This is a genomic window from Rhodococcus sp. NPDC019050 (assembly GCF_055664235.1).
On sequence record NZ_JBVOON010000018.1, the window covers coordinates 1 to 24848 of the forward strand.

Sequence of the window (24848 nt, forward strand, 5' to 3'; positions counted from 1 at the left end):
GTCGGACCGTTGTTTGTCGCGGTATTCTGATGCGTCAGGGGTACCTGCCTGCTCGTCAAGCGGGGATTGCTGACACTGACACTAACGATGTGGGGCGGCCCCGGTGGCCCGGGGCCGCCCCTCTTCGCTCAAAGCGGAAAAAACCCGACTACTCGGAGGCCGAGTCCTCGGTGCTCTCGGCAGCCGAATCCTCGGCATCCGCGTCGTCGTTCTTGGTGCCGAACAGCTCGCTCGTGTCGACGGTCGCCCCGGTGGTGTCGGTGACGGTCACGCGATCGACCACCGAACCGAGGGCCTTGCCGCGACGCACGTCGGCGAAGACCGCGCCGAGCTGGTTGGCCTGGCTGATCTGCTGGATGAACTGCTCCGGCGGGATGCCGTAGCGCTGAGCCTGGAAGAAGATCCGCTCGGTGAGCTCCTGCTGCTCGACCGTGGTGCCCTCGGCCTCGGCGATCGCGTCCAGCAGCAGCTGGGTCTTCACGGAACGCTCGGCGGACTCGCGAGCCTCCTTGTCGAACTCCTCACGGCTCGAACCCTGAGCTTCGAGCAGCTTGTCGAGCTGGGCTTCGTCGTGGTCGAGCTCGTGGATCGCGTCGTGAACGGCGCTGTCGACCTCGGCCTGCACGACCGCGTCGGGCAGCGGGATCTCGACGGTGTCGAGGAGAACCTCGAGAACCTTGTCGCGGATCTGACCGGCCTGCTCGACCTTCTTGACGCGCTCGACACGCTCACGCAGGTCGGCGGTCAGCTCGTCGATGGTGTCGAACTCGCTCGCAAGCTGCGCGAAGTCGTCGTCGGCCTCGGGAAGCTCGCGCTCCTTGACCGAGTTGACCTTGACGGTGACGACGGCTTCCTTGCCGGCGAACTCGCCCGCGAGGAGCGTGGAGTTGAAGTCCTTCGACTCGCCGGCCGACGTGCCGATGATGGCGTCGTCGAGGCCGTCGATGAGCTGGCCGGAACCGACCTCGTGCGACAGTCCCTCGGTGGCCGCCTCGGTGACCTCGACGCCGTCGACGGTGGCCGACAGGTCGATGGAGACGAAGTCGCCGTTCTGCACGGGACGCTCGACGCCCGTGAGGGTGCCGAAACGCTGACGCAGCGAGAGCAGCTGCTCGTCGATGTCCTCGTCGGTGATCTCGACCGGATCGACGGTGACGGCGATCTCGGAGAAGTCCGGGAGGGTGATCTCGGGACGCACGTCGACCTCGGCGTTGAAGACGAGCTCCACGTTGTCCTCAAGCTTGGTGACGTCGATCTCGGGCTGGCCCAGGACCTTGACCTCGTTCGTGGTCACAGCCTCGTTGTAACGGGTCTGGATGGCCTCGTTGACGACCTGCTCGAGCACGGCGCCGCGACCGACACGGGCCTCGAGGATCTTGCGGGGTGCCTTGCCCGGACGGAAGCCCGGGATGCGCACCTGTCCTGCGAGGGACTGGAAGGCGCGGTCGAAATCAGGCTGGAGTTCCTCGAAGGGCACCTCAACGTTGATACGGACTCGCGTCGGGCTCAGCTGCTCGACGGTGCTCTTCACGGGACATGCTCCTTCTGTCGTGCTGTCTGGTCGGTCGTTCGTGTTCACTACTGAGCGCGCTGACGCCGTTCGATCTGGTCGGGATGACAGGATTCGAACCTGCGACCCTCCGCTCCCAAAGCGGATGCGCTACCAAGCTGCGCCACATCCCGTCACCGGCTACCCCTAGAGCATCCCTGGGGACCCGCAGCAGAATCCTACGGCCCCCCGATTATGAAATCCAAAGCGAGGTTCGGTACAGTCTCATCCTGCACGGAGCGGACACCGCGAAAACGGTGAAAGTTGCGGCAACGGGGATGTAGCTCAATGGTAGAGCCCCAGTCTTCCAAACTGGCTACGCGGGTTCGATTCCCGTCATCCCCTCCACAGCGGGACGCCCGCCGACCCCCAGGTCGGCGGGCGTTTCTCGTTCCGGCCACCGGCTTTACGGCCACCGGTCCCTGATCACCTTTTCGACTCGAATCCACAAAGTGCCGTCCAAGCCGGTCCCCCAGGTCGTTTCCTGTGAGAACGTCCCCCTTGTGACGGATGTACCCGAGCGCGGCGAAACCACCGGAAACGGAGTGCCGCGTTCTGTCGTGGTGGCGGTCGTCGCGCTCGATGCCGGACCCGACTGGGAGCGGGTGACCGGGATGCTGGCGCCGGGAAATCAGGAGTCGCCGGCCTTTCGCCACCGGAGCGTCGACGTGCCGTTCGGCCTGCAACCTCCCCGGTGGTCCGGAGACCCCGATTCGGATCCGCCGTGGCAACTCGATCGTGTGTCCTTACCCACACCGGCAACCTTCGCCGACGTGCTCGACTACGCGCGTACCGCTCCCCCGGCACCCGGTCTGCGGCACCCGCTGTGGCGGCTGACGCTGCTGACGGGTGGGCAGTCGGCACTGGTGATCCGGTTGCATCACCTCGCGCCTGCCGGCGACGGGCCGGGCGATCTCGTCCCCTCGTGGGCACGATCGACCACCCGCGGACTCACCCGGATCGCCACCTCGCTCGTGAATTCACTGCGCGGAGAACCCGACGGGGACGCAGAACCGGAGCATGCACCCGGGCGCTCCGCGTGCCGCCTCCACGTTCTCGACGTTCCCCTCACGGACTTTCGTGCCGCGGCCGACCGGGCAGGCTGTGGACTCGAGAGCGCGTTCGTCGCCGCGATGCTGCTCGGGGCGCCGACTACCGGCGCCGCCACGGCCGGAAGGTGGACGGACTGCGCGCCGCAATTCCGTCCGGACCGGCCGAGCCGCTCAGGGTTCCGCTGGCCGACGGCGCCGACGATCCGGACGAACTGATGAGACGGATCGAGACACATCGCACGGGCTCGACCGAATCTGCCGGGACACGACCGCCCGATCTACGGGCCCAGCGCGGAGAACCGGTGACCACGCTGGCGAACGACGACGCACTCTTCGGCCCGCAGGACGTGTTCACCACCACGCTCCCCGGATCGAACGCGCCGCTCTACATCGGTGGCGCGAAGGTCGAGCGCTACTACGGTTTCGGGCCCACCCACGGCGCCGCGTTCAACGCCACCCTGATGTCGTATCGGACGGGATGCTGGATCGGGGTCACCGTCGACGCCGATGCCGTGCCGGATCGAGACGTGTTCGACGCATGTCTGCGCAGCGGAATCGCCGCCGTCGTCGGGGTCACCGACGATCCCGGCGCCGACGAGATCGTCGTTCAGTCGGGCTGACAGGTCGGGCACCAGAACAGGTTCCGCGCGCCCATCACCTTGTGCAGCACCGGCGTTCCGCACACACGGCACGCTTCACCGGTGCGGCGGTACACGTAGGTGCGGGGCCGATCCTTTGCGTACGACGGCATCCCGAGGTCGTGTTCGGCACGCACGACGTGCATTCGCCCGCGCTGCGCTCCGATCTCCATGAGTTCGACGAGATCGGCCCACAGCGCGTCGAATTCGGCGCGCGTGAGGTTGCGCCCTGCCCGATTCGGGTGAATGTTGTGGCGGAACAACACTTCCGCGCGATAGACGTTGCCGACCCCGGCGATCACGGATTGGTCCATCAGCAACGACCCGATCGGGCTGCGGGAGCGGCTCATTCGCGCCCACGCGCGTTCGGGGTCCGCGTCGGGGCGCAGCGGATCGGGGCCGAGTCGCGATTCGACGGTCTCGACTTCACCTTCGGTGAACACCTCGCAGGCGGCGGGTCCGCGAAGGTCGCTGCCATGTCGCGCCCCGATCATCCGCATCCGGACCTGCCCGACCGGTTCACCGAGCGGCAGTTCCGTGTCGGTGAAGGCTCCGTAGATGCCGAGATGGACGTGCACGGCGAGACCGCCGTCGTAATGGTGGAACAGATGTTTCCCCAACGCGTCCGCGTGGACGAGAACCCGCCCGTCGACCGCTCGGGCACCGTCCTCGAAGCGCCCCTGGGGGCTGGACACCCGCACCGGCGCACCCGAGTACCGCTCGGTGTGCAACCGGGCGAGCCGGTGCAGGATGTGTCCTTCGGGCATCGGTCAGTTCTGTGCTCCCGGCACGGCAGGAGCCGTACCGGTCTTCTCGTACTCCGCGAGGATGTCGATCCGCCGCTGGTGACGCTCTTCGTTCGACCACTCGGCCGCCAGGAACGCGTCCACGATGGCGAGGGTTTCCTCGAGGCTGTGCATCCGGCCGCCGATGCCGATGAGCTGGGCGTTGTTGTGCTCACGGGCAAGCGTGGCGGTCTCGACGCTCCACGCCAGCGCGCAACGCGCGCCAGGAACCTTGTTCGCGGCGATCTGCTCGCCGTTTCCGCTGCCACCGAGGACGAGGCCGAGGCTTCCCTCGTCGGCGACGGTGCGGCGGGCCGCCTCGATGCAGAACGCCGGGTAGTCGTCCTGGGCGTCGTACTCGAAGGCGCCGCAGTCGATCGCCTCGTGGCCGTTCGCGGTCAGGTGTTCGATGATCTGATTCTTACGTTCGAAACCGGCATGGTCGGCTCCCAGGTACACGCGCATGAGCAGAGTCTAACGAGTGCGCATCGAGCCTCACGACGCCCGGCCCGGCGCCCCGGACTCCGCCGATGTCCGGGGCGCGGCCGTACCGGCGGCGTCAGTCGAAGGACGGGTCCTCGTTGCGGCTGCGCTTGAGTTCGAAGAAGTGCGGGTAGGACGCGAGTGCGACGACACCGTCCCACATCTTGCCGGCCTCTTCGCCGCGCGGAATCTTCGACAGCACAGGCCCGAAGAAGGCGACACCGTTGACGTGGATGGTCGGGGTGCCCACGTCGTCACCCACGGCATCCATGCCCGCGGAGTGGCTTGCGCGCAGCGCCGCGTCGTACTCGGTTGCGGTCGCGGCCTCGGCGAGCGACGGGTCCAGGTCGAGTTCGGCGAGCGCATCGACGATGACGGCGCCGAGGTCCTGGTTGCCCTCGTTGTGGATCCGGGTGCCCATCGCGGTGTAGAGCGGCGGGAGGATGTCGTCGCCGTACTTCTGCGACGCGGCGATGGCGACCCGAACCGGACCCCACGCCTGCTTCATCCGGTCGGCGTACTCCTCGGGGAGATCGCGACCCTCGTTGAGCACTGCCAGGCTCATCACGTGGAACCGCGCGTCGATGTCGCGCACCTTCGTGACCTCGAGGATCCAGCGGGAGGTGATCCAGCACCACGGGCACAGCGGGTCGAACCAGAAGTCTGCGGTGTCCTTGCCGGTGGGGTTGGTCGAGTCGCTCACGAAGCTCTCCTCAAAATGGTCCGAACTCGGCGGTCGCCGGGATACGGCGTGCAACAGTCTGTCGCTCCGGATTCTTCCCGAACCGGCTCACTGCCGGGCCCGAACACCATCGGGGCGGCCGGTCGCAGCGACGGTTCCGACGTCCCGACCGTGGGCATCCGACGATCATGGTGGGATGGATGCCTACCGGCATCCCGTCGTGAAAAGGAGCTTTTCTGTGGCACCACCGAATCTGACCCGCGAGCAGGCCGCCGAACGCGCAGCCGTGCTGTCCGTCGACAACTACAGCATCGAACTCGATCTGACGGACGGCGCCGGAGCGCCCGGCACCACGACGTTCCGCTCCCTCACCACCGTGCGCTTCGACGCCACCGAAGGAGCGTCGACGTTCATCGACCTGATCGCGAAGTCGATCACCTCCGCCACTCTCAACGGCGCTCCCGTGGACGTGTCCGGCTACACGGAGGACACCGGTCTCTCGCTGACCGGCCTGGCCGCGACGAACGAACTCGTCGTCGACGCCGAATGCTTGTACACCAACACCGGCGAGGGCCTGCACCGCTTCGTCGACCCCGCCGACGACTCGGTGTATCTGTACTCGCAGTTCGAAACCGCCGACGCCAAGCGGATGTTCGCGTGCTTCGACCAGCCCGACCTCAAGGCGACGTTCGACGTTTCCGTGACCGCGCCCGAGAGCTGGAAGGTGATTTCCAACGGCGCCGAGGTGCATACGGCCGCAGCGCAACCGGGGCAGCACATCTTCCGCACGACACCCCGCATGAGCACCTATCTCGTCGCACTGATCGCCGGTCCGTACGCACAGTGGACGGACGAGTACAGCGACGCGCACGGCACCATTCCGCTGGGCATCTACTGCCGTTCCTCGCTCGCCGAGCACATGGACGCCGACCGCCTCTTCACCGAGACCAAACAGGGTTTCGCGTTCTACCACGACAACTTCGGCGTGCCGTATGCGTTCGGTAAGTACGACCAGCTGTTCGTACCCGAGTTCAACGCCGGCGCAATGGAGAACGCGGGCGCGGTGACGTTCCTCGAGGACTACGTCTTCCGGTCCAAGGTCACCCGCTACTCGTACGAACGCCGCGCGGAAACGGTGCTGCACGAGATGGCGCACATGTGGTTCGGCGACCTCGTCACCATGCGGTGGTGGGACGACCTGTGGCTCAACGAGTCCTTCGCGACGTTCGCGTCGGTGCTGTGCCAGTCGTCCGCCACCGAGTACACCAACGCGTGGACGACGTTCGCGAACGTCGAGAAGTCGTGGGCGTACCGGCAGGATCAGCTGCCGTCCACGCACCCGATCGCGGCGGACATTCCCGATCTCGCCGCCGTCGAGGTCAACTTCGACGGCATCACGTACGCCAAGGGCGCGTCGGTGCTCAAGCAACTCGTCGCGTACGTGGGACAGGAGCCGTTCCTCGCGGGCCTGCGTGACTACTTCCGCGAGCACGCGTACGGCAATGCCACGTTCGACGACCTGCTCTCGGCGCTCGAGAAGTCCTCCGGACGCGACCTGTCCGACTGGGGAGCCCAGTGGCTCAAGACCACGGGCCTCAACATCCTGCGACCCGATTTCGAGGTGGCCGACGACGGCACCTTCACGCGCTTCGCGGTGGTCCAGGAAGGCGCCGCGCCGGGTGCCGGCGAGTTCCGCGTCCATCGCCTGGCGATCGGTGTGTACGACGACGACGGCTCCGGCAAGCTCGTCCGCACGCACCGCGTCGAAATCGACGTCGAAGCTGCCGAGCGCACCGAGGTCCCGGAGTTGGCCGGGGTGCCTCGCGGCAAGTTCGTGCTCGTCAACGACGACGATCTGACGTACTGCTCGGTGCGCCTCGACGACGAGTCGTTGTCGACGGTCCTCGAGCGCATCGGTGACATCACCGAGTCGCTGCCGCGCACGCTCGTGTGGTCGGCCGCGTGGGAGATGACCCGCCAGGCCGAACTGAAGGCCCGCGACTTCGTGGCGCTCGTGCAGCGCGGGATCGCCGCGGAAACCGAGGTCGGTGTCGTGCAGCGCCTGCTGATGCAGGCGGCCACCGCGCTGAGCAGTTACGCGGAGCCGTCCTGGGCGAACGAGCGGGGATGGCCGGACTTCGCGAACCGGTTGCTCGAGCTCGCCCGTGAGGCGGAGGGTGGATCGGATCACCAGCTCGCGTTCGTCAACGCGCTCGGCGGCGCGCAACTCTCGCCGTGGCACACCGAGGTGCTGGCGGAACTGCTCGACGCCGACCCGGCGTCGGTGGGGCTCGACGGTCTCGTCGTCGACACGGATCTGCGCTGGCGGATCGTCCATGCTCTCGCCGCAGCGGGTGAGGTCGACGCCGACGGCCTCGACTCGCCTTTCATCGACGCGGAGGCGCTCCGCGATCCCACCGCTGCCGGCGCCCGGCAGGCAGCGGCGGCACGTGCCGCGCGGCCTCAGGCTGCGGTGAAGGAGCAGGTCTGGGAGACCGTCGTGCACGACGACACGGTCCCCAACATCACCGCCCGGTCCGTGATCGGCGGCTTCGCGCCGCTGGGTCAGGGCGAGCTGCTCGAACCGTTTGTCGCGCGGTACTTCGCCGACGTTCCGCAGGTGTGGGAGCGCCGCTCGAGCGAGGTCGCCCAGACCGTCGTGATCGGGCTGTACCCGTCGTGGGCCGTCACGGAGGACGCCGTCGCCGCGGCCGACGAATTCCTCACGGGCGATCATCCGCCCGCGTTGCGCCGTCTCATCGTCGAGGGCCGCGCCGGGATCGTGCGGTCGTTGAAGGCACGCGCGTTCGACGCGTCGTGACCGTCTGAGACGCCGGTGGCCCGGTGCCGCGCTCGGTTCGAACCGAACGCGGCACCGGGCCACGGTGGCGGACTGCAGAGGCGGACCGCCGAACTACGAGACTGTCGAACTACGGGACCGCGCGGAAGTTACGGGAGCGCCGGACCTACGGGGCGGCGATCGCGTTGGCCATAACCCGGACGGCACTGGTGATGCCGTCGATCAGGTTGCCCTGGCCGAAGGACGGGATCGCGGCCGTCACGCCGAGCTGCACGACACGATCGGTGGCGCGGTCGGCGGCTTCGCGACCCGAACGGATCTCGATGGCCCGCTGGTTGGGGTACACGGCGAGCAGCACCGAGTTCGCCGCGTCGGGCGTCGTCGGGAACAGCGCATCGGTCTCGGCGGCCGGGTTCGCGGCATCACCGATGTACACCGAGAAGCGCACGTGGGTGGCCCGGATGGCGTCGGTCAGCGTGTCGTCGAGCCGGATGAGCTCGGCTTCCTTGAAGGGCGGACCGGCGAACGGATCGCCGAGCGGGCGGGTGCCCGAAATCCGGCCGCTCGCCGTGAGAGCCGCACCGTACGGAAGGGTCTCCGTCGAACGAACGGGGGTGTGGATCACGTCACCACTTGCCACTTGCGGTACCTCCGATCAGATCCGCCGGGTTACCGGCGACATGTCCGTGATGGGCGCTGTGCCCGGGGCGCGTGACTTCGTCCGTCGCGGTCCACAGCACCGGTCCGTGTTCCCACTTCTGGCCCAGCGTGTACGGGTTGTCGGACGGAACGGGACCCGGGTACCGCTGACCGCGCAGGGACAGACCTGCGAAGACCAAGATGATCAGCAGCGGGATGCCGACGAAGATCAGGGTTGTCTCGAGAATGCTCACACGCAAACGGTAGCCCAGTCACCTGCGAAAGGCCGCACACGCCCCGGATTCGGGCCGGTGCGGTCAGGCGGCGCCCTCTCCCAGGTACGGCAACCAGGTGGGGTGCAACTCCGGGAGCGTCGCGAGCAGGCGCCAGTGCCGGCCCTTCGGCGGGGTGAGCACGGCGCGCAGGGTCCAGCCGAGTTCGGCGAGCATCTTGTCGGCCTTCTTGTGGTTGCACGACGCGCAACATGCGACGCAGTTCTCCCACGTGTGCTCGCCGCCGCGACTGCGGGGCACCACGTGGTCGATCGTCTCGGCCTTCGCCCCGCAGTAGGCACAGCGGTTCCCGTCCCGGTGCATGAGCGCAGCACGGGTCATGGGAACTCGTGCGTGATAGGGCACGCGGACGTAGCTTCGCAGGCGGATCACCGACGGCAATTGCACCGACCATTCGGCCGACCGGACGAAGGGGGCGTGCGGGTCGTCGTGGACGGTGTCGGTCTTACCGCCGGCCATCAGGATGACGGCGCGCCGGGCCGGCAACGCCGTGAGAGGTTCGTAGGTGGCGTTGAGCAGCAGCACCCGTCGCTTGACCCAATCGGGCACGTCCGTGCTGTCGTGCACCACGCGCAGGTTGCCGGCCCCCGGCGCACCCCTCGGGGCGTCCGCGGGCGGAAGTTGTCGATGTGCGCTGCTGCGGTGCTTCATACGACCTCCGGAAGACTGGAAACAGTGCATCACGGATGGTCCCGAATCGCACCCCGAATCGGGCGACAGATCGAGGTCAGACGGGTGAACTTCGGTGCGGGCACGCCGGGTGGGCGGTCCGCTGGGGATGCACCATGGGAACGGGCACAATGGACATCCGAGAGGGATGGTGAGCAGAGACCGATGAGTGACGAGCAGACCTTCTACGACGCAGTCGGCGGCGCCGAGACGTTTCGCAAGATCACGGCGCGCTTCTACGAGGAGGTGGCCGCGGACGAGATCGTCCGGCCGCTGTATCCGGAGGAAGATCTCGGCCCGGCCGAGCGGCGCATGCGGATGTTCCTCGAGCAGTACTGGGGAGGCCCCCACACCTACTCCGACGAGCGCGGCCACCCCCGGTTGCGCATGCGGCACCACCCGTTCCGCATCGGGCCGCTCGAGCGGGACGCGTGGTTGCGCTGCATGCACACCGCGATTGCGTCGATCGATTCGGAGACGCTCGACGACGCTCACCGTCGCCAGTTGCTCGACTACATGAACATGGCGGCCGACTCGATGATGAATTCGGCTGTGTAACTCCTTCCGGCAGCGGGGTTACGGCCTGCGCAGCAGCGAGCGGAGCTTGCCGGTGACGCGGAGCGCGAAGACCAGAGGCGCCGGCATGACCCGGTGCAGGATCGCGTGTTTGCGGACGTACTCGGGCACCTCCCACAAGGCGCTGGTCCCGGCCCGGAACAGCGCCGCGTCCCCGGCACGCAGTATCCGCGGATCGGCGTCGTCCGAGCTGACGATGACCGAGCCTTCGACGATGTGGACGATTTCGTCGACCCCGAAGTACCACGTGAAGCGGCCCGCGGTGCAGTCCCACACGTGCGTGGTCGTCGTCAGATCGCTTCCCGTCGACCACTGACCGCTGCGGGCGACCGGGGTTCCGTCGTGGATCCATTCCGGGTCGATGGGGTCGGCGTGCAGCTCGACCTCGTCGAGCGAGACGGCGACCATCGATGTCCTATTCATGGGGATTGTCCTATCACGTGTGCCCGGTCACAGGAATTTCCTCGTGCGGTTCGGCCTGTCCCCCACACCGGCATCTGTCACGATGTGACCCGTGGCCCGCCCCAGCGATGCGCCGACCCCCGGCCCCGTCCCTGCGCGGGCGTGGTGGCGTGATGCGGTGTTCTACCAGGTGTATCCGCGGTCGTTCGCCGACTCGGACGGAGACGGGGTCGGCGATCTCGCCGGAATCCGCAGCCACCTCTGGTACCTCGAACTCCTCGGAGTCGACGCGCTCTGGCTCAATCCCGTGATGCGGTCGCCGATGGCGGATCACGGGTACGACGTGTCCGACCCCCGCGACATCGACCCTCTCTTCGGTGACGTCGCCGCCTTCGACGCGTTGGTCGGCGAAGCGCACGCGCGGGGCATTCGTGTCGTGATGGACCTCGTGCCGAACCATGTCAGCAGCGAACATCCCTGGTTCCACGAAGCACTCGCCTCGCCACCGGGAAGCGCGGAACGCAACCGTTTCCATTTCCGGGACGGCCGTGGCCCGGGCGGCGACGAGCCGCCGAACAACTGGCCCAGCATCTTCGGAGGTCCGGCCTGGACCCGGGTCACCGAACCCGACGGCACCCCGGGCCAGTGGTACCTCCACGTGTTCGCCTCGCAGCAACCCGATCTGAACTGGGCCGACCCGGATGTCGGCGAGGACCTCGAGAAGACTCTCCGGTTCTGGCTGCACGACCGGCACGTGGACGGGTTCCGCATCGACGTCGCGCACGGCATGGCCAAGCCCGCCGACCTGGCCGACCACGACGGCTGGGAGGAGAACGAACTCCTCGGACATGCCGCCTCCGATCCCCGCTTCGACAACCCCGAAGTCCATGCCATCCACCGGGCTATCCGGGAAGTGCTCGACGAGTATCCGCACGCGGTGACGATCGGTGAGATCTGGGTCAGCGATCACGAGCGGTTCTCCGCCTATCTGCGACCGGATGAGCTGCACCTCGGTTTCGAGTTCCACCTGACTCTCGCCGGCTGGGATGCGAACGAGATCAAGGAAGCGATCGGCAAGGGCTTCGCCGCTGTCGCCGGCACACCGGCGTCCCCGACCTGGACATTGTCGAACCACGACGTGGACCGGGAGGTGAGTCGCTACGGAGGCGGTGCGCGCGGCCTCGCCCGGGCCCGCGCCATGATCCTGGTGGAGTTGGCGCTACCGGGTGCGGCGTTCGTCTACAACGGGGCCGAACTCGGGCTACCGAACGTGGATCTCCCGGACGAGGTGCTGCAGGACCCGGTGTGGGAACGCTCGGGGCGCACCGACCGCGGCCGCGACGGATGCCGCGTGCCGATGCCGTGGGACGGCACGTCCCCACCGTTCGGATTCACCGCCGCGCCGCGGCCGTGGCTGCCGCAGCCCGAGAAGTGGGCCGGGCTCACCGTCGAAGCCGAACTCGCGGACGCGGACTCGATGCTGTCGCTGTACCGGCAGGCGATCGCATTGCGGCACGAACGTCCGGAGGTCAGCGGAGACGAGATCGGCTGGTACGAGAGCCCACCCGGATGCCTGGCGTTCCGGCGTACCGGAGGGTTGACGTGCGTGCTCAACGCCGGCACCGAACCGGTAACGCTTCCTGCGGGCACGGTGCTGCTGTCCAGCGCGCCGATCGTGGACGGGCATCTCGCGCCCGACAGTGCGGCCTGGCTCGTCTGACGGGCTACACCACGCGCAGACCGAGGCCTCCGCTGCGGCGCAGGTGGACCGATCCGTACCGCGCATCGAGCCGCACCCAGGTCGTCGAGGCGCGAACCCGCACCACCTCGGTGGGATCGATGCCCTCGAGGTCTCCGGTGTCCCTGCTCGTCGTGGGCACGAATCCCATTGCGCCGAGCGCGAATACCATGCGCATCGGCACTCCCACGGTGATGTCGTCGCCGCTGACTTCGAGCACTTCCTGTGCCAGCAACGACGCCGGTGGCCCCTGCGCACCGTGTTCGCGGCTCAGCGCGACCCCGCGGTGTGCGAGTTCGACGAGCACTCGGGCCGGTACGTCGTCGACGTGGGTGAAACCGTCCTCGGGCGGCAGCGCGCCGCGCCAGGCCGAGTCCATTGCCCATCCCGGATCGACTTCGGTGTCCGGTCCGGAGGCACCGACGAGTGCGGCCCGCAGGCCGTCGGCGGCAACACAGGTGTCGACGGGCGCGACGGTCCCGCGCACCAGACGCGACGCGAGGACGTCGAAACCGGTTGGCGTCCACACGCCGAGCAGGCCGTCACCGCGGCGCCGTAGCCGTACCACCGCCGCGTCGTCCAACCGCAGTGCGTGCGTGAGGAACGTCGCGAGATCGGTGCGGTCGGCGGGTGTGTCGAGACGGACCAGGCGTTCCCGGTGCCTGGCACCGTCTCGGCCTTCGACCGGTTCAGTCACGTCGCCACCGCAACAAGAATTCGCGTTCGTCGTCGCTGAGGCGCCGCAGGCGCTGGGTATCGATGTCGAACGCGGCGATCTGCGTGGAGGCCACCACCGCGGGAGCGGAGTCGGCCGGAGCGCCACCGGGACGCACCTCGTAGCCGATGGTGAAATCGACCGCGCGCACCTTCTCGGTCCACATCATGATGTCGAGCGGGCCGTCGGAGTGGCGCAACTGGTGGCGGTACCGCACGTGGAGGTCGGCGATCACGGCGCCGTCGCGCAGGCTCTGGGTGGGCCGGCCGTCCGCGAAGAGCCAGGGAATGCGCGCCTCTTCGAGCAACGTCACCATCCGGGCGTGGTTGATGTGCTGGAAGACATCCATGTCGGACCACCGCACCATCACCTCGGTGTGGAATCCGAACTGTTCCCCCACGCTGCCCACTGATTACCTCCGATCGGATGCGCCCGTGCGCACCATGCTTCTGATCTGGCGTGCCGCCACCGACAAGATGGCGAGGTCCAGGTTTCCAGACGCGAAGATCTCCTCGAGCGCCGCCCTGGCGCGCACGAGCCGTGACCCGTTGGACAGTTCCCAGTCCTCGATCATCTCCGCGGTCGACTCCCCCGGCTCCGCTCCGGCGAACACGTCGAGCACCAGGGCGATCAACGACGCGTACAGGTCGTCGCGTACTGCCAAGCGCGCCAGCGAGTGCCAACGGTCGCCCTTTTCGAGCGCGGACACCGCGCTGAGCAGACGATCGATACCGAGATGCGCGTCGAGTGCGTAGTACAGTTCCGCGACTTCCTCGTCGTCCCGCTCCACGATGTCCGCGGCGTCGATCACATCGAGAAGGGGGAACTGGACGAGGAGGTAGTACACCGCATCCGTCGGTTCGACGGGTGCGCCCCGTTCGAGTACCGGCGCCGTCCTGCGGGCGAGATCTTCGACGTGGTGCCCCCGCGCCCACTCCCTCACCCGTGGTGCGAGCCGCGCGAAACGGTCGCGGTACCGGCTGATCTCGGCGCCGACGGCGAGTGGCTGCGGACGCGTCGAGAGCAGTCGCCGCGACGCGCGGTCGAGAACGCGCCGCGACTCGAGGAGCAACTCGTCCTCCACGTCGGTGGGCAGACGTTCGCTGCGGACGCGGTCCCAGATCGCGGGGAGCCCGAAGATCGCGGTGACCGCCGCGTACGCGCGGATCGCATCGGTGCTCGACGCGCCGGTCTCCTCCGTCAACCGGAAGACGAAGGAGATACCGCCGTTGTCGACAGTCTCGTTCGCAAGAATGGTCGCGACGATCTGCCGCCGGAGCGGGTGCGCCTTGATCCCGGCGACGAACCGGTCCCGGAGTGCCGGGGGGAAGTAGCCCGGCAGACGCGACGCGAACGTGTCGCTGTCGGGCACGTCGGTCTCGAGCAACTCGTCGACGAGGGCGAGTTTGACGTGGGCGAGGAGTTGCGACAGTTCGGGTGAGGTGAGCCCCTCCCCCGCGGCGAGCCGACGTGCGATTTCGGTGTCGTCGGGCAGCGCGTCGAGGCGGCGGTCGAGGCCGTGTTCCGCTTCGAGTGTGCGGAGGAGTCGCTGATGCACGGCGAGCATCGCGGGCGCAGCGGCCCGCTCCAGGCCGAGGACGTTGTTCTGACCGATGTTGTCGGCGAGAACGAGTTCGGCGACATCGTCGGTCATGGAGGCGAGCAAGGGATTTCGGTCCTCGGCCCGGAGTTCGCCGGCCGTCACCATCGAGTCGAGCAGGATCTTGATGTTGACCTCGTGGTCGGAGCAATCCACACCGGCCGAGTTGTCGATCGCATCGGTGTTGATTTTTCCGCCGGTACGGGCGTACTCGATGCGGCCGCGTTGTGTGACCCCGAGGTTGCCGCCTTCGCCGACCACGCGCGCCCGCACGTCCGCGCCGTCGACCCGTACCGCGTCGTTGCCCTTGTCCCCCACGTCGGCGTGTGACTCGGTCGTCGCCTTGATGTAGGTGCCGATACCGCCGTTCCACAGCAGGTCGACGGGGGAACGCAGGATCGCCTGGATCAGTTCGGGCGGGGTGAGTTCGGTGACGTCGTCACCGAGGCCGAGAACGCGGCGGGCTTCCGCGCTGACCGGGATCGACTTGCGTGTCCGTTCCCATACCCCGCCGCCCTCGCCGATCAGTGCCGGGTCGTAGTCGGCCCAGGACGATCGGGGCAGTTCGAAGATCCGGCGCCGCTCGGCGAACGAACGGGCGGCATCCGGTTCCGGATCGAGGAAGATGTGGCGGTGGTCGAACGCGGCGACGAGCCGGATGTGTTCGCTGAGCAGCATCCCGTTGCCGAACACGTCGCCGCTCATGTCACCGATGCCGGCCACCGTGAAGTTCTCCGATTGGGTGTCGAGCCCCAGCTCACGGAAGTGCCGCTTCACGCTCTCCCATGCGCCGCGGGCGGTGATGCCCATCTCCTTGTGGTCGTATCCGGCCGACCCACCGGACGCGAATGCGTCCCCGAGCCAGAAATCGTATTCGCCCGCAACGGAATTCGCGAGGTCGGAGAACGAGGCGGTACCTTTGTCCGCAGCGACGACGAGGTACGTGTCGTCGCCGTCGTGACGCACGACCCGCTGCGGTGGAATCACGTCGGTGCGGGAGGTGTCGAGGTTGTCGGTCACGTCGAGCAGTCCGGAGATGAACCTGCGGTAACACAGTTCCCCGCGGGCACGTATCGCTTGCCGGTCGGCAGCCACGTCACCGGTGGGCTGCGGCGTGTGCTTGACGACGAATCCGCCCTTCGCTCCCACGGGCACGATCACGGCGTTCTTCACGGCCTGCGCTTTGACGAGCCCGAGCACCTCGGTGCGGTAATCCTCCCGGCGGTCGGACCACCGCAGACCACCGCGGGCGACGGCACCGTATCTCATGTGCACGCCCTCCACGTCGGGGGCGTAGACGAAGATTTCGAATTTCGGGCGCGGCTGCGGAAGTTCGGGGATGCCGGCAGGGTCGAGCTTCATCGACAGGACGCGGCCACGTGCTCCGTCGTCGTCGCCCGGGACGAAGTAGTTGGTGCGCAGAGTGGAGCGGATCAGAGAGAAGAGTGCGCGCAGGATCCGGTCGGCGACCAGTCCGGTGACAGCCTCGATCTTCGACGCGAGTTCGCCCCTGATCCGGTCTTCACGCTCGGACGACGCCACGTCCGGATCGAATCGCGCTTCGAAAAGACCGACGAGCAGGACCGTGATGTCCGGGTGGTCGAGCAGTACGCCTTCGATGTTGTGCTGGCTGTAGGGGAAGCCGCTCTGGCGAAGGTACTTCGTGTACGCCCGGAGCATCACCGCCTGGCGCCACGCCAGTCCCGCGCGCAGCACCAGTTCGTTGAACCTGTCGGTCTCGGAGTCACCGCCCCACGCGACGACGAACATGTCGGTGAACCGCTGCGCCAGCGTCGGGTCGGTATCGAGCAGGCCGGGGTCGAGATCGCTCGGCACCTCGAGGCCGAAATCGTAGATCCAGCAGACCATTCCGTCGGATCTGGGCACTCGGTAGGGACGTTCGTCGATGACCTGGACGCCGAGGCTCTGCAGCACGGGAAGCACCCGGCCGAGGTTGACGGCCTCGTCGCCCACGTACAGGGTGAAGCGCCATGTTCGGGGCTCCGAGGGGTCGGGCCGGTCGAGCCGCGTCTCGATCTCACCTGCCCCCAGCCTGTCGAGCAGGACCAGATCGGACAGCGCACGGTCGGACGGGAAATCCTCTTTGTAGGCCTCGGGGACGGCATCGGCGTATCGCTGCACCAGCGCCGCGTCCACTCGGGGATCATCGGCGGCCGCCTCGGAGAGGCGATCCGCCCAGTTGCGACTGGTCTCCGCGAGCAGCGCTTGGATCCGGGCCCGGTTCTCGTCGGACGTGTCGATCTCACGCCGGCCATGTCCGGGGAACCGGATGGTGACGTGCAGCAGCGCGAGTTCGCCTTCGGACACACGGGCGGTGTAATCGAGGACCCCGCCGCCGTATTCGCGCAGCAGGATCTCCTGCATCGCGATGCGCACCTTCGTCGTATACCGGTCGCGCGGCAGGTACACGAGGCACGAAACGTATCTGCCGTGCGTGTCGACCCGCACGAACAACCGGACCTGCCTGCGGATGTCGACCACCGACGAGACCGTCTCGTAGAGGGTCGCGGTGTCCATCGAGAACAGTTCGGCCCGCGGGATGGTCTGCATGATCTCGAGCATCGCCTGCCCGGAGTACGACGTGAGGTCGACGTCGGCACGGGCGATCACCGAGCGCGCTCTCCGCGAGATCAGCGGGATGTCGAGAATGTTGTCGTGGAGTGCCGTCACCGTGAGCACGCCGAGGAATCGGTGTTCGCCGACGACGCTGCCCTCGGCGTCGAGAACCGCGACCCCCACGAAGTACGGATACACCGTGCGGTGCACGGTCGTGGGCAGCGCTCCCTGGGTCAGCACGAGCAGTGGACGACGGTCGGGTCGTTTGCCGGGCGGCAGGTCGAGCAGGTCGATGTCGGAGTCCGCGGTGCGCAGCACCCCCAAGCCGCTGCCGGGCACGGGTCGCGACCGGAGAACACCCGAGCCTTCCGGGTCGACGAAGTCGTAACGCCGGTACCCGAGCATCGCGAAGTGCCCCCGCCCGAGCCAGCGCAACAGGTCCGCGGTCTCGGTGAGAACCGTCGCGGTGTACTGCGGCGGGGGCGCGAGCGCGAGCGCATCCAGTTCGGAGGCAAGGTCGTGTTGCAGGGCCAGCATGGGGTCCGTGTCGGAGACCACCTGCCGGACGTCGGCCAGCGCATGCCGGAGGCCGTCCTCGATCGTGTCGGCCGTGGGACCGTCCGCCCCTACGGCGAACTGCACATGCATCCAGGACTCGGCGACCCGGACCGCAGCGCTCTCGTCGTCGCGCGGCCGGTTTCCGAGGGACAGTTCGAGCAGCACGCCGGAGTCGTCGCGCAGCACCGAGAACTCGGGATGGACGACCGCGTCGACGGTCACTCCGAGCCGGGCGAAGAACGCGAGCACCGCTTCGACGAGGAGGGGCATGTCGTCGGTGACGATCTGGGCGGTCGAGCCGAGCGCCCCGTCACCCGGCGCATGGACACGGATGGCTGCGGTGCCGGGCACGCGGTCGCGGCCCAGTTCGAGCTGGGCGGCGGCGACCTCGGCGGGTTCGCCGATTTCCTCGCCGGACTGCTCGTAGGCATGCACGAGAATCGCCACGAACGACGAATCCAGTTGCGATGCAGTCGAATCCGTCATCAATACCGCTCCCTGCCTGCTAGTCGGATACACCGAGCGCCGCGGACGGGCTCGAGATCGAGCCTATCCGCGGCGCCACAGGATGGGGGGAACACGCGGCGGTCAGCGCGCCGCTGTGACCCGATACCGGTCAAGCACCTCACGTTCGGGGTCGGTCAGCGGCCTCGAACGATCGGTGTGGACGTCGAACCCGACGAGGACCGCGTCCCCGTGCGCACACACCACCCCGTTCCGGTCGAGGATCGTGTGCCGGAGCGTGAAGGACGTGGTGCCGATATGCAACACCACGATCTCCGCGCCGAGCGGCCCCGAGGCGTCCTTGATGGGGCGCAGGAACTCCACGTCCATCTTGCGGACCGCGACGGCGCCGCGTGCCGAGAGGCTGGCGAGCAGGAACTTGATCCGTGCTTCCTGCATGTACTCGACAACTTTGGTGTTGTTCACGTGACCGAGACGATCCGAATCGGCCCAGCGCACCTCGAGCGAACAGCGGAACGGCTCACCGCCGCCGCTCGTCCCGAGATCGTCCGGCGCGAACCCGTTCGCGCCGGTTCCGTTCGAATGCGTGTCGAGCCGATCAGTCACGGGTGAGCTTCCGGTGGGTGACGCGGTGCGGACGTGCCGCATCCGCACCGAGGCGCTCGACCTTGTTGGCTTCGTACGCCTCGAAGTTGCCCTCGAACCAGAACCACTTGCCCTCTTCGACGTTGCCCTCCCACGCGAGGATGTGGGTACAGGTGCGGTCGAGGAACCAGCGGTCGTGCGAGATCACGACGGCACAGCCCGGGAACTGCTGCAGTGCGTTCTCGAGCGAACTCAGGGTCTCGACGTCGAGGTCGTTGGTCGGTTCGTCGAGCAGGATCAGGTTGCCGCCCTCTTTGAGGGTCAGCGCGAGGTTCAGCCGGTTGCGCTCACCACCGGAGAGCACGCCGGCCTTCTTCTGCTGATCCGGTCCCTTGAAACCGAACGCACTGACGTACGCGCGCGACGGCATCTCGTTCTGCCCGACCTCGATGTAGTCCATGCCGCCCGACACGACCTCCCACACGTTCTTGGTGGGGTCGATGTTGGACCGGTTCTGGTCGACGTAGCTCAGTTTGACGGTGTCGCCCACCTTGACGGTGCCCGAATCCGGCTCCTCGAGACCGACGATGGTCTTGAACAGCGTGGTCTTACCGACACCGTTGGGGCCGATCACGCCGACGATGCCGTTTCGCGGCAACGTGAACGAGAGGTCCTTGATGAGCACGCGGCCGTCGAAACCCTTGTCGAGGTGCTCGACCTCCACGACGACGTTGCCCAGACGCGGAGGCGTCGGGATCTGGATCTCTTCGAAATCGAGCTTGCGGTGCTTCTCGGCTTCCGCCGCCATCTCCTCGTAACGGCCCAGGCGTGCCTTGGACTTCGTCTGCCGTGCCTTGGAGCCGGACCGAACCCACTCGAGCTCCTCCTTGAGGCGCTTCTGCAGCTTCTGGTCCTTCTTGCCCTGCACCTCGAGGCGCTCGGCCTTCTTCTCCAGGTACGTCGAGTAGTTGCCCTCGTACGGGTGCAGCTTGCCGCGGTCGACCTCACAGATCCACTGCGCGACGTGGTCGAGGAAGTACCGGTCGTGGGTCACGGCCAGGACGGCGCCGGGGTACGACGCCAGGAACTGCTCGAGCCACAGCACCGACTCGGCGTCGAGGTGGTTGGTGGGCTCGTCGAGGAGCAGCAGGTCCGGCTTGCTCAGCAGCAGCTTGCACAGCGCGACACGGCGGCGCTCACCACCGGAGAGGTGGGTGACGGGCTCGTCCGGCGGCGGGCAGCGCAGCGCGTCCATCGCCTGTTCGAGCTGCGAGTCGAGATCCCACGCGTTGGCGTGATCGAGCTCCTCCTGGAGGACGCCCATCTCTTCCATCAGTTCGTCCGAGTAATCGGTCGCCATCAACTCGGCGATCTCGTTGAACCGGTCGAGCTTGACCTTGATGTCGCCGAGGCCCTCCTCGACGTTCTGCTTGACCGTCTTCTCCTCGTTGAGCGGGGGCTCCTGCAAGAGGATGCCGACCGTCGCATCGGGATCGAGGAACGCCTCACCGTTGCTGGGCTGATCCAAGCCCGCCATGATCTTGAGGATCGACGACTTACCCGCGCCGTTGGGTCCCACGACGCCGATCTTCGCGCCCGGGTAGAAGCTCATGGTGACGTCATCGAGGATGACCTTGTCACCGTGCGCCTTGCGCACCTTCTTCATCGTGTATATGAACTCCGCCATGGCGACCAGCGTATCCGCCTGGGCGGGATAACCCACATCCTGCGCGTCCTACCCCCGAACCGGGGCGCCCGAGTCAGCGCGCAAACAACTCCGCGACGAACGGTGTGGTGTCCGGAAGCGACGCGGCCATCGTCTCCGAATGTCCCGTGGGATAGGTGGCGAAACGGGGCTGCGCTCCCCCGGCCCACAGGTCCGCGACGAGTTTGACACTCAGCGGCGCCGGCACGACCCGGTCGTTCAGACCTTGCGCGAGAAACAGCGGCCGGTCGTAACCGTTCACCGGAACGCCCAGGTAGTCGGCGAGAGCGGCCGGGAACTTGTCGTCGCCGAGCGGCCGGGCGAGCAGGTCCCCGATCCCCACGCCGGTGTAGCGCTCGAGCATCTCGTCGTAGCAGAGCGAGCCCGCGGTATCGACGACCTCGCGCCCGAGTTCGCTGAGGTACCCGTCGAGGTCCAGCCCGGGGTTCGCCTCGCGCAACCCGGCGAAGATGTAGGCGCCGAACGCCGTGAGCCCGTCGAGGGGCAGATCGGGAAACTCGGGGAAACCGATCGGGAAGACCAGTTCGAGATTCGACGGCGCACCTGTCGTGACCGTTCCGCGGAAGTCGAGTTCGGGCGCGCGGGCTGTGGCCGTGCGCGCGGTGTGCAGGGCCGCATGCCCGCCTTGCGACTGGCCGACGACCGTCCAGTGCTCCGACAGCGACGGGTCGACGGCACGCGCAGCGCGCACGAGATCGACGATGCTGTTCGCCGCACTCTGTCCGTCGAGGTACCGATGCAGGCCGTCGGACCCGAGGCCCGGATAGTCGGCCGCGACGACGGCATAGCCCTGGGAGAGCCAGTGCTCGAGATAGGCGGTGTCGCGCTCGCTGCGCGGGTTGCGCGACGGTGCGCAGTCGTCGGCGAGGCCCGTCGTGCCGTGTGCCCACGCGACGACGGGACGCCCGCCCTCCGGCGCTGCGCCGGAGGGAACGAACACCACCCCCGTGGCGGTCGTCGACTCACCCGAGCGCCACTGCGTCGTGTACGAGAGCGCACGGGCCGAGGCTGCGCCGGGCAGCGACAATCCGGCGGCGAGCGGTGCTTCCGACACCACAGAGCCGGGCGCCGGCTGGGCGTGCGCGGTGCCGGAGACGGCAACGGGCGCTCCGACGGCAAGAAGGCACGCGAGAAAACCCGCGACCACACTCCCCGTACGTCCGTGCGATGGCTTCTCGTCCGTCCCCCTGCGCGCAGTCACAGGCAGCACCATACGTGCAAACCGGGCATCCGGTATCGAAGATCGGATCCCGGCAGATCCCGATTGGGTGAGCGCCGCGCCGGGCAACCAGTGTGCATGACCTCACATTCCTTCTCACCTTCCACTCCTGCCGTCGGGGCCAGGACCGGACGGGATGTCGCGCGCGTCGTCACGGTGGCGGTGAGCGCGGTGATCGCCGTCGCGGGTTCGTTCCTCGGATCCGGCGCCGTCGCCGGGACCCCGGTCGCCGAAGCGGCAGGCGGAGCCCTCGCGTCGGATGCGACCGCCGTTGCCCCCGGCGGTGCCGCGTTCTCGATCTGGACGCTGATCTACGTCGGCCTGATCGCCCTCGCCGTATGGCAGTTGCTGCCCGCCCATCACACCGACCCGCGGCAACGCGCTCTCGGCTGGTGGATCGCCGCGCCCATGCTGCTCAACGCGCTGTGGATCGGGGCGATCCAGCTCGACCAGGTCGGCCTCAGCGTTGTGGTGATCGCCGCACTGCTGGTGGTCCTGGTGCGCGTATTCCTCGGACTCACGGCAACTGCTCCGTCGAGCCGTCTCGAGGCCGTCGTCGTCGACGGCACGATGTTCGTCTACCTGGGGTGGGTCGCGGTCGCGACGGTCGCCAACACCGCGGCAGCCCTGAACTCCGCGGACATCGATCCGTTCGGGTGGGGCGCCGACGTGTGGGCCGTGGTGATCCTCGCCGTGGTCGCTGCGGTGTCGGTGGTGGTCGCGTTCGCCGGGCACGGGCGACTCGCGGTTGCCGCGGCGATGGCCTGGGGTCTGGGCTGGATCGCGGTCGGCCGCACCGCCGACGACGGCTGGAACTCGACGCCTGCGGCGGTTGCGGCGACAGTCGCCGCGGTCGTTGCAGTCGTGGCCGCGATTGCGGTGCGACTCGCCACCGAGCGGACACGCACGCGAAACCGCGCGTGACCCCGAAGCGAGGGCGCTTCCGCTAGCGCGCTTCCTGGTCTCGGCGTGCCAACTCCGCGAACATCGCGTTGTGCGCGGCCAGATCGGCGTCCTCGTCCCGATCCGCGGCCCGGTCTACCCGGCGCGCAGTTCGCGTATCGCTGCGCGACCACTGCACGAGCAACGCGAGCATGACGAGCACGAGCGGGATCTCCCCGGCCGACCACGCGATACTTCCGCCGACCTTCTGGTCCTCGAACAAGTCGTAGTTCCACGGCAACCCGAGACCGCGGTAGTACGACTCGGCCATCACCGTGCCCATGCTCATGAGGGTGACGCCGAAGAACGCGTGGAACGGCAGCGAGCCGAAGACCATGCCGAGTTTCGTGACCGGCTGCAGGTCGCGTGGCGACGGATCGACACCGATCACGACCCAGTAGAAGAGATAGCCGCTCATCAGGAAGTGGAGATTCATCAGCACGTGCGCGGTGTGGCTGTCGGCGAACGTCTCGAAGATGCCACCGAGGTACAGGGCGTAGAAGCCGCCGACGAACATCACCGACGCGACGATCGGATGGGTGAAGAACCGTGACGGCGGGCTGTGCAGGAACTCGAGGATCCACTCGCGTGGTCCCGGAGGAGCATTGCGGCCGGCCGGCTTGAACGCGCGCAGCGCGAGGGTCATCGCACCGCCGAGTGCCAGGAGCACCGGCGCGAGCATCGACATGGCCATGTGCGCGCCCATGTGCACGCTGAACATCGCGGCGGAATACATGCCGACACCCGACGACGTGGCGACCAGGAGCACGAAGCAACCCGAGAACCACGCGATGCTCCGGCCCACCGGCCAGGCGTCACCGCGCTTGCGCAGCGTCCACAGACCGATGGCGTAGGCGACGGCCAGGACGATCGCGAGGGTGCCGAAGATGAGGTCGAATCGCCACTGCCCGAAGAACAGGTTGGCGAACGACGGCGGCACCTCGAGGTTGTAGCCGAGCGCCACTTCCTGGACCGTCGGCACAGCGTCCGGAGCGGGCGGCGGAGTGCGGCCCAGGCCCACGGCGAGTCCCACGGTTGCCGCCAGGACGAAGGCCTCGACGGCGGCAAAGCGGACGAGGGCACCCCTGCTGTTCGGGTCGGCTTCGAGCGCCGGGAGCGCGCGGCGCCGCTGCATCCACCCGAACACGCCGAGCAGGATCAGCGCCACGATCTTCGCGATCAGGACTCTGCCGTAGGTGGTCGTCGTCAGGTCGTCGAACGAGACCCGCACCGCCGCGTTGATGACGCCGGTCAGCGCCATGACCACGAACGCGAGACCGGCCACGAAGGAGAATCTGCGGGCCGCGACGTCGGTGTGCTCACCGCCGCGCCACGAGTGCGCGAGCAGTGCGAAGAGGCCACCGGCCCAGACCGAGGCGGCCACGAGGTGCAGCACGAGACTGTTGGTCGCGAGGTCGTGCGAACCACCCGACGACGAGTGGCCCGTCAGCGCGACCGGCATCAGCGCCACCAGGGAGAGCAGAAGCAGGTAGGGCACCCACGACCAGCGCACCGCCATGCGGATCAGCAACGCGGTGATCAGGGCGAGCACCGTCGTCCAGGCCCAGGCCAGCGCGGTCTCCACCTGCCCGAGCGCTCCGAACAGGTTCTCGGGGCGGAGGGCTTCGGCGAACGAAGCACCGGAGGTGTCCGACAACGTCAGCGGCACCATCAGCGCGGCCGTCGCGGCCCACACGACGGCTGCGATACCGGCCGTCCGAACCGCGCGGTATCCCCCGACCTCGAGCACACCGTTCTTCTGCGGCGGCACCAAGAACGCCGCGAAGAACAGCGAACCGATCGTGATCACCGTCGCGATCTCGGACACCGCGCGAACCGCGGGCAGACCGTAGGTGGTCAGGGCCCCCGGGTCCGGGATGCCGAGCAGCACCAGCGCCTGCGCGGCGGACGCGCCGACGATCAGTGCCGCGACGATGGCGGCGAGGATGCCGAAGAGGACGAACAAAACCGACGGGTTCCCGCGTCCGGACGCGGGCGCGGAGGGCTGCGCCGTGGACGCTAGCTCGGGTGCTGCCATGCGTACCAGGGTAGAACCTTCACGACCACACCTACGACGGCCCGTCGGAGATGACCGCGGCGACCCGTCGGAGACAACTGCGACAGCCCGCCGGGGGTCACCCCGGCGGGCACGTAT

Annotated in this window: 21 protein-coding genes and 2 tRNA genes; 7 read left to right on the forward strand and 16 right to left on the reverse strand. The window is 67.8% G+C overall.

Annotation, left to right across the window (positions count from 1 at the left end):
- Positions 1–148 precede the first annotated feature (148 nt).
- Entirely contained in the window at positions 149–1531 is a 1383-nt protein-coding gene (gene tig, locus AC0B44_RS17370) for a trigger factor (protein ID WP_471904072.1), read from the reverse strand.
- 75 nt (positions 1532–1606) lie between these two features.
- A tRNA-Pro gene (locus AC0B44_RS17375) sits at positions 1607–1683 on the reverse strand.
- Positions 1684–1823: 140 nt separating this feature from the next.
- Between AC0B44_RS17375 and AC0B44_RS17380 the strand changes: the two genes are divergently transcribed.
- The 3 genes from AC0B44_RS17380 (at position 1824) to AC0B44_RS17390 (ending at position 3221) form a co-directional block, all read left to right on the forward strand.
- A tRNA-Gly gene (locus AC0B44_RS17380) sits at positions 1824–1897 on the forward strand.
- A gap of 155 nt (positions 1898–2052) precedes the next feature.
- Complete coding sequence (locus AC0B44_RS17385) at positions 2053–2817, forward strand: wax ester/triacylglycerol synthase domain-containing protein (protein WP_471904073.1); 765 nt, start codon at positions 2053–2055, stop codon at positions 2815–2817.
- A gap of 86 nt (positions 2818–2903) precedes the next feature.
- A complete protein-coding gene (locus AC0B44_RS17390; protein WP_471904074.1) occupies positions 2904–3221 on the forward strand; it encodes a WS/DGAT domain-containing protein in 318 nt (105 codons plus the stop codon).
- Here the strand turns inward: AC0B44_RS17390 and AC0B44_RS17395 are convergent.
- The 3 genes from AC0B44_RS17395 to AC0B44_RS17405 all read right to left on the reverse strand — a co-directional run bounded on the left by AC0B44_RS17395 (position 3209) and on the right by AC0B44_RS17405 (position 5210).
- Positions 3209–4006, reverse strand: a complete 798-nt coding sequence (locus AC0B44_RS17395; protein ID WP_471904075.1) for an Fpg/Nei family DNA glycosylase — start codon at positions 4004–4006, stop codon at positions 3209–3211. The two genes, AC0B44_RS17390 and AC0B44_RS17395, sit on opposite strands and share 13 nt — an antisense overlap.
- A gap of 3 nt (positions 4007–4009) precedes the next feature.
- Complete coding sequence (locus tag AC0B44_RS17400; protein WP_471904076.1) at positions 4010–4489, reverse strand: ribose-5-phosphate isomerase; 480 nt, start codon at positions 4487–4489, stop codon at positions 4010–4012.
- Between the two features lie 94 nt (positions 4490–4583).
- On the reverse strand, positions 4584–5210 hold the full coding sequence (locus tag AC0B44_RS17405; RefSeq protein WP_471904077.1) for a mycothiol-dependent nitroreductase Rv2466c family protein: 627 nt from the start codon (positions 5208–5210) through the stop codon (positions 4584–4586).
- Positions 5211–5427: 217 nt separating this feature from the next.
- Between AC0B44_RS17405 and pepN the strand changes: the two genes are divergently transcribed.
- Positions 5428–8010, forward strand: coding sequence for an aminopeptidase N (pepN, locus tag AC0B44_RS17410; RefSeq protein WP_471904078.1), 2583 nt, complete (start codon positions 5428–5430; stop codon positions 8008–8010).
- 145 nt (positions 8011–8155) lie between these two features.
- On the opposite strand, the gene AC0B44_RS17415 is transcribed toward pepN, so the two are convergent.
- The 3 genes from AC0B44_RS17415 to AC0B44_RS17425 form a co-directional block, all read right to left on the reverse strand.
- Positions 8156–8629 (reverse strand): DUF5130 family protein, encoded by a 474-nt coding sequence (locus tag AC0B44_RS17415; RefSeq protein WP_471904079.1) that lies wholly within the window; start codon positions 8627–8629, stop codon positions 8156–8158.
- Positions 8616–8882: an aa3-type cytochrome oxidase subunit CtaJ gene (gene ctaJ, locus AC0B44_RS17420; protein ID WP_471904080.1), complete on the reverse strand. Its 267-nt coding sequence runs from the start codon at positions 8880–8882 to the stop codon at positions 8616–8618. The genes AC0B44_RS17415 and ctaJ overlap by 14 nt, the downstream gene beginning before the upstream one ends.
- Positions 8883–8945: 63 nt before the next feature.
- Positions 8946–9572, reverse strand: coding sequence for an HNH endonuclease (locus AC0B44_RS17425; protein WP_471904081.1), 627 nt, complete (start codon positions 9570–9572; stop codon positions 8946–8948).
- 183 nt (positions 9573–9755) lie between these two features.
- Between AC0B44_RS17425 and AC0B44_RS17430 the strand changes: the two genes are divergently transcribed.
- Positions 9756–10148 carry a globin gene (locus AC0B44_RS17430; protein ID WP_363740373.1) on the forward strand — a complete coding sequence of 131 codons (393 nt, stop codon included), beginning with the start codon at positions 9756–9758 and terminating at the stop codon, positions 10146–10148.
- Positions 10149–10166: 18 nt separating this feature from the next.
- On the opposite strand, the gene AC0B44_RS17435 is transcribed toward AC0B44_RS17430, so the two are convergent.
- Entirely contained in the window at positions 10167–10589 is a 423-nt protein-coding gene (locus tag AC0B44_RS17435; RefSeq protein WP_471904082.1) for a cupin domain-containing protein, read from the reverse strand.
- Between the two features lie 91 nt (positions 10590–10680).
- Between AC0B44_RS17435 and AC0B44_RS17440 the strand changes: the two genes are divergently transcribed.
- Entirely contained in the window at positions 10681–12288 is a 1608-nt protein-coding gene (locus tag AC0B44_RS17440) for a glycoside hydrolase family 13 protein (protein WP_471904083.1), read from the forward strand.
- Between the two features lie 4 nt (positions 12289–12292).
- Here the strand turns inward: AC0B44_RS17440 and AC0B44_RS17445 are convergent, their stop codons facing one another.
- From AC0B44_RS17445 to AC0B44_RS17470, 6 genes are all read right to left on the reverse strand, one after another.
- Positions 12293–12955 (reverse strand): DUF8185 domain-containing protein, encoded by a 663-nt coding sequence (locus AC0B44_RS17445; protein WP_471904142.1) that lies wholly within the window; start codon positions 12953–12955, stop codon positions 12293–12295.
- Positions 12956–12995: 40 nt separating this feature from the next.
- Positions 12996–13388 carry an acyl-CoA thioesterase gene (locus AC0B44_RS17450; protein ID WP_471904143.1) on the reverse strand — a complete coding sequence of 131 codons (393 nt, stop codon included), beginning with the start codon at positions 13386–13388 and terminating at the stop codon, positions 12996–12998.
- Between the two features lie 45 nt (positions 13389–13433).
- Positions 13434–18242 (reverse strand): NAD-glutamate dehydrogenase, encoded by a 4809-nt coding sequence (locus AC0B44_RS17455; protein ID WP_471904084.1) that lies wholly within the window; start codon positions 18240–18242, stop codon positions 13434–13436.
- A 102-nt stretch (positions 18243–18344) separates the two neighbouring features.
- On the reverse strand, positions 18345–18719 hold the full coding sequence (locus AC0B44_RS17460; RefSeq protein ID WP_471904144.1) for an acyl-CoA thioesterase: 375 nt from the start codon (positions 18717–18719) through the stop codon (positions 18345–18347).
- Positions 18720–18819: 100 nt separating this feature from the next.
- Complete coding sequence (gene ettA, locus AC0B44_RS17465) at positions 18820–20493, reverse strand: energy-dependent translational throttle protein EttA (protein ID WP_169620458.1); 1674 nt, start codon at positions 20491–20493, stop codon at positions 18820–18822.
- A gap of 73 nt (positions 20494–20566) precedes the next feature.
- Complete coding sequence (locus AC0B44_RS17470) at positions 20567–21679, reverse strand: alpha/beta hydrolase family protein (protein ID WP_471904145.1); 1113 nt, start codon at positions 21677–21679, stop codon at positions 20567–20569.
- A 150-nt stretch (positions 21680–21829) separates the two neighbouring features.
- Between AC0B44_RS17470 and AC0B44_RS17475 the strand changes: the two genes are divergently transcribed.
- Positions 21830–22675, forward strand: coding sequence for a tryptophan-rich sensory protein (locus tag AC0B44_RS17475; RefSeq protein ID WP_471904085.1), 846 nt, complete (start codon positions 21830–21832; stop codon positions 22673–22675).
- A 22-nt stretch (positions 22676–22697) separates the two neighbouring features.
- On the opposite strand, the gene AC0B44_RS17480 is transcribed toward AC0B44_RS17475, so the two are convergent.
- Entirely contained in the window at positions 22698–24731 is a 2034-nt protein-coding gene (locus AC0B44_RS17480) for a bifunctional copper resistance protein CopD/cytochrome c oxidase assembly protein (RefSeq protein ID WP_471904086.1), read from the reverse strand.
- Positions 24732–24848: the final 117 nt, after the last annotated feature.